Source organism: Brevundimonas sp. ALps5, from assembly GCF_058681645.1.
Genome location: NZ_CM178744.1, coordinates 3259854 through 3272766 on the forward strand (window position 1 = coordinate 3259854; position 12913 = coordinate 3272766).

The following is a 12913-nucleotide window of genomic DNA, read 5'->3' on the forward strand; positions in this document are numbered from 1 at the left end:
GGTTTTTTCTTTTCCGTCCCCCCCGTTCGTGCCTGATTTCGCGTAGGAGTCCCCCCATGGATCGTCGTCTGTTTCTGATGGGCTCCGTCGCCGCAGCCGCCTCGGCCGCGGCGCTGCCGGCGTTCGCGGCCCAACGCACCCGCCTGCCGGCCGCGAAGCCGCTGGACCCCGAGATTGACGAGCTGCAACGGCGGACCTTCCAGTGGTTCGTCGACGTCACTGACCGCAAGACCGGCCTGACGCCCGACCGCTGGCCGACCAAATCCTTCTGCTCCATCGCGGCGGTGGGCTTCGCCCTGAGCTGCTGGCCCGTGGGCGTCGAGCGCGGCTGGATGAGCCGGACCGAGGCGCGCGAGCGGACCCTGACCACGGTGCGCTACTTCTGGGAGCTGCCGCAGGGACCCGCAGAGCAGGGCACGGCCGGATACAAGGGCTTCTTCTACCACTTCCTCGAGATGGAGACGGGCCTGCGGTTCGGGCGAACCGAACTGTCGACCGTGGACACGGCCCTGCTGGTCGCCGGGATGCTGTTCGCCGCCCGCTACTTCGACCGCGACACCCCGGAGGAGCGCGAGATCCGCGACCGGGTCCAGGCCATCTATGAGCGGATCGAATGGCCCTGGGCCGTGGTGCGGCCAAACCGGATCACCATGGGCTGGCACCCGGACACGGGCTACATCCCGTCCGACTGGTACGTCTACAACGAGGGCATGCTGATCCTGCTCATGGCCATGGGCAGCCCGACCCACCCGGTCGACGCCGGCGTCTGGTCGGAGTGGGTGACCAGCTATGACCGCAGCTTCGTCGAGCGCGACACCGACCGGTACCTGGAGTTCGCGCCGCTGTTCGGGCACCAGTACAGCCATATGTTCGTCGACTTCCGCGGCATCCGCGACGCCTGGATGCGCGGCCAGTCGGCCATGCGCGACGACCACCTCGACTATTTCGAGAACAGCCGCCGGGCGGTCTATGCCCAGAAGCAGTATGCGACCGACAACGTCGGCGGCTGGGGCTATTCGTCCGAGGTCTGGGGCCTGACGGCCTGCGACGGGCCGGGCGATTTCAAACAGACCCTCAACGGCGTCGAGCGCGAGTTCTTCAGCTATTCCGCGCGCGGGCCGGGCGACCGGGACGACGGCACCATCGCGCCGACGGCGGCGGCGGCGTCGATCGCCTTCGCGCCCGAGATCGTCGTGCCCTGCATCAAGGCGATGAAGGCCAAGTACGGCTCGGTGATCTATACCCAGTACGGCTTCCTCGACAGCTTCAACCCGACCCTGAACGTGCTGGAGCATCCGCTGCAGCACGGGCGGATCGAGCCCGGTCTTTGCTGGGTCGACGGCGACTATCTGGGCATCGACCAGGGACCGATCGTGATGATGATCGAGAACCACCGCTCGGAGCTGATCTGGCGGCATATGCACGGCGAGCCGAACCTGAGGCGCGGGCTGGAGGCGGCCGGGTTCACCGGCGGCTGGCTGGCGGCATGACGGACTTCGCGCCCGACCGGCGGACGGCGCTCGGCCTGCTGGCCGGAGCGGGCGCGGCCTTGAGCGGGTGCGGACGGAACGACGGGCGCACGGTCCTGCAGTTCTGGGCCATGGGCAATGAGGCGACCAATGTCGGCCAGATCCTGCCCGAGTTCGAGCGGCGCAATCCCGATATCAAGGTGGTGGTGCAGGCCCAGCCCTGGACCTCGGCGCACCAGAAGCTGCTGACCGCCTATGCCGGGGCGTCGCTGCCGGACGTCAGCCAGGTGGGCAATACCTGGATCGGCGAGCTGACGGCCATCGGCGCCCTGTCGCCGGTGCCGGCCGAGGCGGCGGACCTGCAGACCGACCAGTTCGGAGCCGTGCTGGGCACGATGATGATCGACGGCAAGGCCATGGCGACGCCCTGGTATGTCGACACCCGGCTGCTGTTCTATCGCTCCGACATTCTGGCCCGGGCGGGGTACGATGCCGTGCCGCAGGACTGGGCCGAGTGGAAGAAGTCCATGCACGCGATCAAGCGGGCGGCGGGGGAGGGGAACTACGCCATCCTGTTGCCCGTGAACGAGTTCGAGCAGCTTCAGACCCTGGGGCTGCAGGGTGACGATCCGCTGCTGAAGGACAATGAGACGCGCGGCAATTTCGCCAGTCCGTCGTTCATTGAGGCCCTGGCCTTCTACAAGAGCCTGTTCGACGAGGGGCTGGCGCCGCTGGCGTCCTCGACGCAGATTTCCAACGTCTGGACCGAGTTCGGACGGGGGTATTTCAGCTATTATTTCAGCGGCCCGTGGACCATCGGGGACATGAAGGCCAAGCTTCAGCCGGCGATCCAGCCGCACTGGACCACGGCGGGTGTGCCGGGACCGCGCGGGCCGGGGGCCTCGGCGCCCGGCGGGTCGTCGCTGGCGGTGTTCAAGAGCTCGAAGAAGCAGGCGGCGGCGTGGAAGCTGATCCGATACCTGTCCGAACCGGCGGTGCAAGCGCGGTTCAACGTGATCACCGGCGATCTGCCGGCGCGGCAGTCGGGCTGGAACGCGCCGCAGGTGGCCAATGACCCCTATATCGCCGCCTTCAAGGGCCAGCTGAGCCGGGCCAAGCCCCTGCCCAAGGTGCCCGAGTGGGAGCGGATCTCGGCCGAGATGCAGATCGTGGCGGAGCGGATGGTGCGCGGCGAATACACGCCCGCCGGCGCCGGCGCCGAGATCAACCGCCGCGCCGACCGGCTGCTGGAAAAGCGCCGCTGGATGATCGAACAGGGGAGGGCGGTATGAGCTCGACCATCACCGCCCGTGAGCGCGCGGCCTGGGGCTTCGTCGCCCCGGCCCTGATCGCCATCGCGATCTTCTTCGCCGTGCCGGTGATCGCGGCCCTGCTGCTGAGCCTGACGGACTTCGACATCTACGCCCTGGCCGATCTGAAGAACCTGCGCTTCGTGGGGCTGCAGAACTATGAGCGGCTCCTGACCAATCCGCTGTTCTGGGGGGCGATGAAGAACACCCTGTGGTTCAGCGTCCTGGGCGTGCCCCTGGCCATCGCGGCGTCGCTGTTCGCGGCGGTGATCCTGAATGCGCGGACGGTGAGGTGGCGGCCGATCTGGCGGGTGGTGTTCTTCGCGCCCTATGTGACCACGCTGGTCGCGACGGCGGTGCTGTGGAACTACATGCTCCATACCAAGTACGGGGTGATCAACTGGATCCTCACCTCGGTCGGCCTGCCCGCCGTGGACTGGCTGGGGAGCCCGGCGACCTCGGTCCCGGCCATCCTGATGTTCGTGGTGTGGAAGATCTTCGGCTACAACATGCTGATCTTCCTGGCCGTGCTGCAGACCGTGCCCGACGACCTCTATGAGGCGGCGCGGATCGACGGGGCGGGGCCGTGGAAACAGTTCCGGCACGTGACCTTGCCGGCCATCGCCCCGACCTTGCTGCTGGTCTCGATCATCTCGGTGGCGGGCTTCTTCCAGCTGTTCGCCGAGCCCTATGTGATGACGCAGGGCGGGCCGGCCCAGTCGACCGTGACGGTGCTCTACTTCATGTACGAAGAGGGCTTCAAATGGTGGAATCTGGGCTCCGCCTCGGCCGTGGCCTTCATCCTGTTCCTGTGCATCTTCGCGGTGACGATGGTGCAGTTGTGGGCGTCGCGGAAGCTGGGGGGAGACCACACGTGAAGCTGCCCGGAAACGCGAAAAGCATCCTGCTGAATGTCGCCGTCGCTTTGATCGGCCTGATCGTCCTGTTCCCCCTGGCCTGGATGGTCTCGGTCAGCTTCATGTCGACCGGGGAGGCCGCGACCTTCCCGCCGCCGCTGCTGCCCAAGGTCTGGACCCTGTCTCACTATCGCGAGCTGTTCGTCGATCAGGGCATGGGTCGGTATATGTGGAACAGTCTGGCGCTGGCGACGCTGGCGACCCTGCTGGCGCTCGGCTTCACCGTGCCGGCGGGATACGCCTTCGCCAAGCTGAGGTTCCGGGGGCGGGACCGGATCTTCCAGATGCTGATCGGGGCGCTGGTCATCCCGGCCCAGATCGGCACCCTGCCGCTGTTCCTGATGCTGAAGTCGGTGGGGCTGGTGAACACCTATGCCGGGGCGCTGGTGCCGTGGCTGGCCTCGATCTTCGGCATCTTCCTGGTGCGCCAGTATGCGCTGTCGATCCCGGAGGAGATGCTGGAGGCGGCGCGGATCGACGGGGCGTCGGAGGGGCGGATCTTCCGTTCGGTGGTGCTGCCGACCCTGACGCCGATCCTCGTGACGCTCGCCTTGTTCGTCTTCCTCGGCAGCTGGAACGACTTCCTCTGGCCCCTGATCATCCTGACGGACCAGTCGAACTATACCCTGCCGGTGGCGCTGGCTGCGCTGTCGCGCGAGCATGTGCAGGACGCGGAGATGATGATGGCCGGGGCGGTGATCACGGTCGCGCCGGTGCTGATCCTCTTCCTGGCGCTGCAACGGTACTACATCCGCGGCATGCTGGCGGGGAGCGTGAAGGGTTGAGGTGATCCTCCCCCGTCGGGGGAGGGGGACCACGAAGTGGTGGAGGGGGCTGACCCCAAATACCGTGTACGGGGCTTGCCCCCTCCGTCACGGCGCAAGCGCGCCGCGCCACCTCCCCCGACGGGGGAGGATTATGAGTTCGAGGTTTGAGATGATGCGTCTGGCGATGGTTTTCGGGATTCTGGCGCTGCTGGCCGGGCCGTCGCTCGCCCAGACGCCGGCTACCGTCGAGACGCCCGTCGTTGCCCTCGCCCCAGCCGAGCCCGCCCCGCCCGCGCCGGTGGTGCTGGACGACTTCGAGGATCTGACGCCATGGAAGGCCGACGCCTCGACGGATGTGTCGTCAGCGATCTCGTCGGTCGCGGGTCCCGACGGCGGCAAGGCCATGCGGCTGGACTACGATTTCAACGGCAAGTCGGGATACGCCTTCGCGGCCCGGGCGCTGTCGTTCACGGCGCCGGCCAACTATGAGATCCGCTTCCGGGTCAGGGGCGCGGGGCCGTCGAACACCTTCGAGGTCAAGTTCACGGACGCGACGGCCGAGAATGTCCACTGGCGCCAGACGACGCGCTACGTCTTCCCCGACGGCTGGACGGAGTTCGTGATCAAGAAGCGTCAGATCAGCTGGGCCTGGGGGGCGAACCCCGACCACGCCTTTCGGGGCGCCGAGCGGATCGAGTTCGTGGTCACGGCGGGCGAGGGCGGCAAGGGCTTCATCGAGGTCGACGACCTGAGCCTGCGCGAGCTGCCGCCCGAGCCGGCGGTCCCGCCGCGGCCTCTGGCGACGGCGACCAGCGAGGACGGGACCTCGCTGGCGGCCAATGCGGTGGACGGCGACCCGGCGACGGTGTGGCGTTCGACCGGCGTCGGCGAACAGAGCCTGACGCTGGACCTCGGCTATGAGCGGGAGTTCGGCGGACTGACCCTGAAATGGGCCGAGCGGTCGTCGGCGATGAAATACCGCGTCATGGCCTCGTCGGACGGCGAGGTCTGGACCGGGCTCGCCGAGGTCGATCAGGGCGACGGCGGGACCGACTGGCTGAGGACGCCGGAGGCCTCGGCGCGCTATCTGCGGTTCGACCTGCTGGCGCCGCCCGCCGCTCAGGCGCGGACCGGGGCCCAGATGGGGGCGGGGCAGGGGCGCGAGGCGGCGCAGACGTCGTATGCGCTGTCGGAAGTGACCGTCGAGCCGCTGGCCTTCGGCAAGGACGAGACGGCCTTCCTGTCGGCGGTGGCGCGGCAGAGCCGGCGGGGCCTCTATCCGCGCGGCTTCGTCGGGGAGCAGCCCTACTGGACGCTGGTCGGCGTCGACGGCGGCGGCGAGAGCGGGCTGATCTCGGAGGACGGCGCCATCGAACTTAGGCGCGGCGGGCCGTCGGTAGAGCCGTTCGTGCTGGACAACGGCCGTCTGGTCACCTGGGCCGATGTGCGGATCGAACAGGGGCTGGTGGACGGCTATCTGCCGATCCCGACGGTGACCTGGACCCATGAAGGGTGGACGCTGAAGGTGACGGCCTTCGCCGATGGGACGCCGCAGAACTCGGCGCTGTACGGCCGGTATGACCTGACCAATACCTCCAGTCGCCCGATCACCCTGACGCTGGCGTTGGCGGCGCGACCGATGCAGGTGAACGGACCGGCGCAGTTCCTGACGACGCCGGGGGGCGCGAGCCCGCAGGAGGCGATCAGCTTCAACGAGGCCGGTCTGTCGATGATCGGTGTCTCGGTCATCCCGATGGTTGCGCCGGACCGGTTCGTCGCCTCGACCTTCGAGGCTGGCGCCGACCCACAGAGCCTGCTGGCGACCGGGCGAACGACCCCAGCCCAGGTTCGCGATCCGGCACGTCTGGTCGCGGGCGCCATGGTCTATGACGTCGTGCTGGCTCCGGGCGAGACCCGCACCCTGGGCTTCCGAAGCCTGCTGGAATCGCCACACATGGCGATGCTGGACCGGTCGCAATGGGCGCAGCCGGTGGCGTTTCTGGATCGGGTCCAGACGCGCGTGGCCGCCAGCTGGCGCGAGAAGCTGGACCGGTTCGACCTGATCACTCCGCCGGAGGGGCAGCGGATCGCCGATACGATGAAGACGTCGCTGGCCCATATGCTGATGTCGCGGCAGGGGCCGAGGCTGCAGCCGGGGACGCGGTCCTATAACCGCAGCTGGATCCGCGACGGGGCCATGATGGCCGAGGGGCTGGACCGTCTGGGCCACGCCGATCTATCGGCCGACTATCTGCGCTTCTATGCGCCGTTCGTGTTCAGTGACGGCAAGGTTCCGTGCTGCGTCGATCAGCGCGGCGCCGATCCGGTGCCCGAGAACGACAGCCACGGGGAGTTCATCTTCCTGGCTGCCGAAACCTGGCGCTACACCCATGACGAGGCCCTGCTGCGCTCGGTCTGGCCGCAGGTGCAGGCGGCGGTGGCCTATATGGACACTCTGCGGGCGTCGACCCGGGTTCCGGCGAACCGGACGCGGGAGACGCGGCATCTGTACGGCCTGCTGCCTCCGACGATCAGCCACGAGGGCTATTCGGACAAGGCGGCGTATTCCTTCTGGGACGATTTCTGGGGTCTGCTGGGCTACAAGGATGCGGTCTTCATCGCCGAGACTCTGGGCGACACGGCGGCGGCCCAGCGGTTCGCGGCGGCGCGCGATGAGTTCCAGATCGATATCCGCAACGCCATCACCGGCACGGCCATCCGTCACCACATCGACTTCATCGCGGGCGCAGCGGACCGGGGCGATTTCGACGCTACCTCGACGACCATCGCCCTGTCGCCGGCGGGGGCGCAGGCCGACCTGCCGCAGGGGCTGATGAAGCGGACGTTCGAGAAGTACTGGGAGAATTTCACGGCGCGGCAGGAGAACCGCAACGCCTGGAAGGACTACACCCCCTATGAGCTGAGGAATGTCGGGGTCTTCGTGCGGCTGGGCCAGAGGGACCGGGCCATGCGGGCGCTGGACTTCTTCTTCGCCGACCGGAGGCCCCAGGCCTGGAACGGCTGGGCCGAGGTGGTGGGCCGCGACCTGCGCGAACCGCGCTTCATCGGCGACATGCCCCATGCCTGGATCAGCTCGGACTATATCCGCTCGGCGCTGGACCTGTTCGTCTATGAGCGGGACAGCGACCACGCTCTGGTTCTGGCGGCGGGCCTGCCGCTGGACTGGGTGGATAGCCCGACCGGGGTCGGAGTACGCGAGGTGCGCACCGCCTATGGAGCCCTGAGCTACAGCTTCAAAAAGGAAGGCGCGGTGCGGGTGCTGACCATCGAGCCGGGCGTCACGCCGCCGGGCGGGTTCGTGGTGCAGTGGCCGGACGGGGTGGACCTGCCGCCGCGTCCACGCATCGACGGGCGCCGTGGCGAGTGGAAGGGCCGCGAGGTGGTGATCCCGGCGGGGGCGAGACGGGTGGAGTTTCGGTAGCTTTCGTCATTGCCCGACTTGATCGGGCAACCCAGCGGCGCCGAAGGCGATCTGTTCAGCCGAAATGCTGGACGTGAGGCGTGCGGTACAGGTTCGCGCTCTCGCGCGCCGCTGGGTCCTCCGGTCTCGCTACGCTCGCCGAAGGATGACGAAAGATCAGAGCCGCTGAAACGCCATCCCGTCCGCGTCGAACAGGTGGGCCTGATCGGCGGCGACGTGGAGTCTCAGGGCGTCGCCCGTGGCCGGGCGGATGTCGCCGGGGAGCTGGACGGTCAACGTTTCCGACGCCCCGGCCAGATTCACATAGGCATAGGTGGCGTGGCCGAGGGTTTCGACGAAGGCGGCCTTCGTCGCGATGGCGTTGGCCTTGCCGGACAGGGTCAGGTGTTCGGGGCGGACGCCCAAGGTGACGCTGTCGCCCGGCTGGGCGCGGGAGGCGTCGACGTCGACGCGGATGGTCTCGCCGCCGGGCAGGGTGACCGAGGCGCCGCCCTTGCCGACGATGGAGAGCTCGGCCGGGATCAGGTTCATCTTCGGGCTGCCGATGAAGCCGGCGACGAAGAGGTTGGACGGGTGCTCGTAAAGCTCCATCGGCGAGCCGACCTGTTCGATGACGCCGCCGTTCAGGACCACGATCCGGTCGGCCAGGGTCATGGCCTCGATCTGGTCGTGGGTGACGTAGATCATCGTCGTCTTCAGCCGCTCGTGCAGGCCGGCGAACTCATAGCGCATACGCACGCGCAGGGCGGCGTCGAGGTTGGACAGGGGCTCGTCGAACAGGAAGACCTCGGGCTCGCGCACGATGGCGCGGCCGATGGCGACGCGCTGGCGCTGGCCGCCGGACAGGGCCTTGGGCTTGCGGTCGAGGTAGTCGGTGATGTTCAGGGTTTCGGCGGCGGCGCGGACCTTGGCGTCGATCTCGGCCTTGTCGGTCTTGGCCAGCTTCAGGCCGAAGGCCATGTTCTCGTAGACCGACATGTGCGGATAGAGGGCATAGGACTGGAACACCATGGCGATGCCGCGATCGGACGGCGACAGGTCGTTGACGCGCTTGTCGCCGATGGCGATGTCGCCCGAGGAGGCCTCTTCAAGCCCGGCGATGGTCCTCAGCAGGGTCGACTTGCCGCAGCCCGAGGGACCGACGAAGACGACGAACTCCCCGTCCTGGATGTCCAGATCGATGCCGCGCAGGACCTCTGTCGCGCCGAAATTCTTACGGATGCCGCTGAGCCGGACTTCGGCCATGTCTTCCTGCCTGGGACGTCTTGTTTTTCAGGCAGTGTAAGCGGTTACGCGGTTGGGGAGAAGCCTGAATGCCCTCAGTAGAGCCGCGCCAACCGTTCGGGCGTCCAGTCCGAAAAATCGAGCTGCCAGCGCCGGGGGTCGGGGTAGGCCCCTATCGACCTGATGAGGTCGAAAACGAAGCCGGGCCGGGTGAACAGCTCCTCGAACGTGAAATAGTAGCGGTTGGACATGAAGCGGACGAGGCGGCCGATGGCGGCCGGCGCGAGGGGTTCGGTCTGGTCCAGATCCTCCACACGACGTCCGCAATACCGGTGGTGCCCCGACAGGCCGAGCGAGATCACCGGCTTTCCGCACAGGACGCCCAGCAGACCGACCTTGGAAGAGATCGAGATGATCGCGTCGAACTCGGGCACGAGGGGGTCCGAGCCTTTCGAAAAGATTTCCGGCGGCGGCTGTCGCGACTGTTCGAAGCATTGCGCGACGTAGGGCGCGAGCCGATGCAGGGTCTCGTCGGCGGGGTGATGGGAGACGACGGCCTTCCAGCCCGGCGGCAGGGCCGCCAGACTGTGCGTCAGGAAGGCGGCGGTGCTTCGGCCTTCCCAGGCGCCCTCGACGCTGAGCAGCGGGCCCACCGGCTGAAGGGCGACCAGGGCGATGCGCTCGCCTTCCAGTCCGGCCTGACGTCGCCAGTCGCGAAAGGCGAGGCGGGCCTGCATCGCCTCGACGCCGCCGAACAGGGCCGTCTGGTGTTCCAGCGCCAGGCGCGAAAAGACGGCGTCGTCACCCGCCTGGTCAAGGATTTCCGTCTTGCAGGCGTTCAGGATGTTGCGGCCGTCGTGACCGCAGGGGTCCAGATAGAGGTTGTACGTCCCGTCCGTGCGGCGGATGTGGGACATGTCGTGATAGAGGACGACGCGGTCGGCGAAGACCTCTGCGATGTAGGGGTTTTCGGTCGAGCAGATGACCACGTCGGGCTCGAACCGGGACCGGAGCTCTGTGATCAGGGCGCGGTAGGCCGCGTTGCCCGGCTGCGGAGAGAACATGTCGACGGAGTTCGCCGTGGTTTCGAAACCCACGCCGGAGAGGATCGAGACCGGATTCAGCGGAAGGAGTTCGATGTCCGCCTGGCCTCCGTGGGCGGAGACCAGGGTCTGATACTCGTCAAGCAGCCAGGGGCTGGTCGCCAGGGCGTAGTGGACGTCGTCGGACAGGTTGGCGTTAATCAGGCAGCGCACGAAGTTGACGTGCGGCGCGAAGAACATGCCGTCATTCTGATAGATGACGGGGTCGATGAAGAAGAGGATTTTCATCGGTGCGAGGGGGGACGGGACACGGCTACGGACACGGGATCAGCTACTGAAATGAAGGCCCGCTCATCGCGGGGGCGGTCGACGGGGCGAACCGCGCCGCCCGATCCTCCCGAGGCCCGGGACAGGGTCCGGCCCCCGACGAGGTCGCCGTGTGCGCGCGCGAATGCAGGCGGCGAGGCGCAGCTCCCTTTCGCCTCCGCAATGAAGTTTTTCAGCCATGGGCTGTTTTTTTACACGCTTTGGGTGCTCGCGCAAAAGGTCAAGCTTGTTCGCGGACGCTCAGCGTGGGGACAAATCAGCGCAGCCTAGCCGTTCGACTTCTTCTTGCCCTTGAAGGTTTTGCCGGTCCCCTTGGGTTTGCCGGTCCAAGGCTTGTCGCCAACCGCTGCGGGCGCGGAGTCGGTGCGCGGGGCCCAGGGCTTCTTGGGGGCCTTGGGCTTGTCGACCCAGGCCGTCTTGCCTTCGGGCACGGGCGCGTCCTTGGTGCGCTTGACCCATTTGGGTTTGGCGTCGCCTTCAGCAGCGGCGTGGGCCGGGGCGTCGCGTTTCACCCAGGGCTTCTTCTCGCCGGCGGGAGCGTCATCGCGTTTGACCCACGGTTTCTTCTCGGAGCCGTCTTCCGAACGGGGGGCGCGGTCCTCGCGCGGCTTCCAGGCGGGCTTGTCGCCACGCGGGGCGCCGCCGCCTTCTTTCTTCGCCCAGGGCTTCTTCTCGGGGCGGTCGCCGTCGAAGGGCTTCTTGTCCCAGCGGCTGGCGGGCTTTTCCTTCGGACCGGGGGCGACGGCGTCGTTGACGGTCACACCGTCTTCCAGACCCGAGGCGATGGCGGCGCGGAACTTCGCTTCCGCCGCCTTGGTGATCTCGAACTTGGTCTCGCGGTCAAAGATCTTGATGGAGCCGATGTCGCCCTTGGTCACATGGCCCAGACGGCAGAGCGTCGGCAGCAGCCATTTGGGATCGGCGTTCTTGTCGCGGCCGATATTGATACGGAACCAGGCCATGTCACCGCCACGGGCGAAGTCGGTGAGCGGGCCGTCGCGCTGGCCGCGATCGTTCACGCCGGTGGCCTGGGCGCGCTTCATGCGGTCGTCGTCATAGACGTCTTCCGGCGAGGGCAGCTTCTGGCGGTAGAGGCGGATCAGGGAGGCGGCGATCTGTTCGGGCGAGGTCTTCTCGAGCAGCAGCTTGCCGAGCTCCAGGGCTTCCTCGTCATCGACCGGGGCGGTCAGGATGGGGTCGGCCAGCAGGCGGACGCGGTCCTGTTCGCGGATCATCTCGGCCGAGGGCGGACCTTCCCACTGGGCGGTGATGCCGGCCGACTGGAGCATCAGCTCGACCTTCCGGCGGCGGGTGTAGGAGACCATCATCACCGAGACGCCCTTCTTGCCCGCGCGGCCGGTGCGGCCCGAACGGTGAAGCAGGGTGGCCTTGTTGACCGGAATCTCGGCGTGGATGACCAGGCCCAGGTCGGGCAGGTCGAGGCCGCGGGCGGCGACGTCGGTGGCGACGCAGACGCGGGCATGGCCGTCGCGCAGGGCCTGCAGCGCCTCGGAACGGGCGGCCTGGGTCAGTTCACCCGACAGGCCGACGACGGCGAAGCCGCGTTCGCGCAGGGACGCGGTCAGGTGCTTCACCCGCTCGCGGGTGTTGGCGAAGACCAAGGCGCCGGGGGCCTCGAAGTAGCGCAGCACGTTGACCACGCCGAGCTCGACCTCGTTGGGGGCGATGCGGATGGCCTTGTATTCGATGTCGGCGTGCGAGCCGGCGCCGGCGACGGTGTCGATGCGGATGGCGTCGCGCTGATAGGTGCGGGCCAGCTGGACGATGTCGCGGGCCAGGGTCGCCGAGAACAGCAGGGTGCGGCGATCGGCCGGGGCGCTGTCGAGGATGAAGGTCAGGTCTTCGGCGAAGCCCATGTCGAGCATCTCGTCGGCCTCATCGAGGACGACGGCCTTGAGCCCGGACAGGTCCAGCGCGCCGCGTTCGAGGTGATCCTTCAGACGGCCGGGGGTGCCGACGACGATGGCGGCGCCGCGTTCCAGAACCCGGCGCTCGGCGCGGGGATCCATGCCGCCGACGCAGGTGGCGATGCGGGCGCCGGCCTTGGAGTAGAGCCACTCCAGCTCTTTCGACACCTGCAGGGCCAGTTCGCGGGTCGGGGCGATGATCAGGGCGGCGGGGGCGCCGTTGTCCTCGATGCGGTCGGCGTCACCCAGCAGGGTCGAGGCGAGAGCCAGGCCGAAGGCGACGGTCTTGCCCGAGCCGGTCTGGGCGGAGACCAGCAGGTCGCGGCCGGCTTCGGATTCCAGCACGGCGGCCTGGACGGGGGTGGGCTCGGCATAGCCGCGTTCGGAAAGCGCGAGGTCGAGCGCGGGATGACTGGCGGGGAAGGGCATGAATTGTCTCGTAGGGCGCTTCGGGGCGAAACGCGAGCTTGGGCGCGGATGTGCAGG

General features: G+C 67.8%; 8 protein-coding genes. 5 read left to right on the forward strand and 3 right to left on the reverse strand.

Annotated elements, in window-relative coordinates; genetic code table 11:
* The first annotated feature begins 56 nt into the window (after window positions 1–56).
* The 5 genes from ACW172_RS15385 (at window position 57) to ACW172_RS15405 (ending at window position 7905) form a co-directional block, all read left to right on the forward strand.
* A complete protein-coding gene (locus ACW172_RS15385) occupies window positions 57–1490 on the forward strand; it encodes a glucoamylase family protein (protein ID WP_492032312.1) in 1434 nt (477 codons plus the stop codon).
* A complete protein-coding gene (locus ACW172_RS15390) occupies window positions 1487–2761 on the forward strand; it encodes an extracellular solute-binding protein (protein WP_492032313.1) in 1275 nt (424 codons plus the stop codon). The genes ACW172_RS15385 and ACW172_RS15390 overlap by 4 nt, the downstream gene beginning before the upstream one ends.
* Window positions 2758–3657 (forward strand): carbohydrate ABC transporter permease, encoded by a 900-nt coding sequence (locus ACW172_RS15395; protein ID WP_492032314.1) that lies wholly within the window; start codon window positions 2758–2760, stop codon window positions 3655–3657. Before ACW172_RS15390 ends, ACW172_RS15395 begins: the two co-directional genes overlap by 4 nt.
* Entirely contained in the window at window positions 3654–4481 is an 828-nt protein-coding gene (locus tag ACW172_RS15400; protein ID WP_492032315.1) for a carbohydrate ABC transporter permease, read from the forward strand. The genes ACW172_RS15395 and ACW172_RS15400 overlap by 4 nt, the downstream gene beginning before the upstream one ends.
* Before the next feature lie 133 nt (window positions 4482–4614).
* Window positions 4615–7905 carry a discoidin domain-containing protein gene (locus ACW172_RS15405; protein ID WP_492032316.1) on the forward strand — a complete coding sequence of 1097 codons (3291 nt, stop codon included), beginning with the start codon at window positions 4615–4617 and terminating at the stop codon, window positions 7903–7905.
* A gap of 156 nt (window positions 7906–8061) precedes the next feature.
* On the opposite strand, the gene ACW172_RS15410 is transcribed toward ACW172_RS15405, so the two are convergent.
* The 3 genes from ACW172_RS15410 to ACW172_RS15420 form a co-directional block, all read right to left on the reverse strand.
* Entirely contained in the window at window positions 8062–9150 is a 1089-nt protein-coding gene (locus ACW172_RS15410; protein ID WP_492032317.1) for an ABC transporter ATP-binding protein, read from the reverse strand.
* Between the two features lie 74 nt (window positions 9151–9224).
* Window positions 9225–10460, reverse strand: a complete 1236-nt coding sequence (locus tag ACW172_RS15415) for a capsular polysaccharide export protein, LipB/KpsS family (protein WP_492032318.1) — start codon at window positions 10458–10460, stop codon at window positions 9225–9227.
* A 305-nt stretch (window positions 10461–10765) separates the two neighbouring features.
* Complete coding sequence (locus ACW172_RS15420) at window positions 10766–12856, reverse strand: DEAD/DEAH box helicase (RefSeq protein WP_492032319.1); 2091 nt, start codon at window positions 12854–12856, stop codon at window positions 10766–10768.
* Window positions 12857–12913: the final 57 nt, after the last annotated feature.

Excerpts from the sequence above, each read along its gene's own strand:
- ACW172_RS15385 (WP_492032312.1), top strand. The coding sequence starts at position 57 with ATGGATCGTCGTCTGTTTCTGATGGGCTCCGTCGCCGCAGCCGCCTCG.
- ACW172_RS15390 (WP_492032313.1), top strand. The coding sequence starts at position 1,487 with ATGACGGACTTCGCGCCCGACCGGCGGACGGCGCTCGGCCTGCTGGCC.
- ACW172_RS15395 (WP_492032314.1), top strand. The coding sequence starts at position 2,758 with ATGAGCTCGACCATCACCGCCCGTGAGCGCGCGGCCTGGGGCTTCGTC.
- ACW172_RS15405 (WP_492032316.1), top strand. The coding sequence starts at position 4,615 with ATGAGTTCGAGGTTTGAGATGATGCGTCTGGCGATGGTTTTCGGGATT.
- ACW172_RS15410 (WP_492032317.1), bottom strand. The coding sequence starts at position 9,150 with ATGGCCGAAGTCCGGCTCAGCGGCATCCGTAAGAATTTCGGCGCGACA.
- ACW172_RS15415 (WP_492032318.1), bottom strand. The coding sequence starts at position 10,460 with ATGAAAATCCTCTTCTTCATCGACCCCGTCATCTATCAGAATGACGGC.
- ACW172_RS15420 (WP_492032319.1), bottom strand. The coding sequence starts at position 12,856 with ATGCCCTTCCCCGCCAGTCATCCCGCGCTCGACCTCGCGCTTTCCGAA.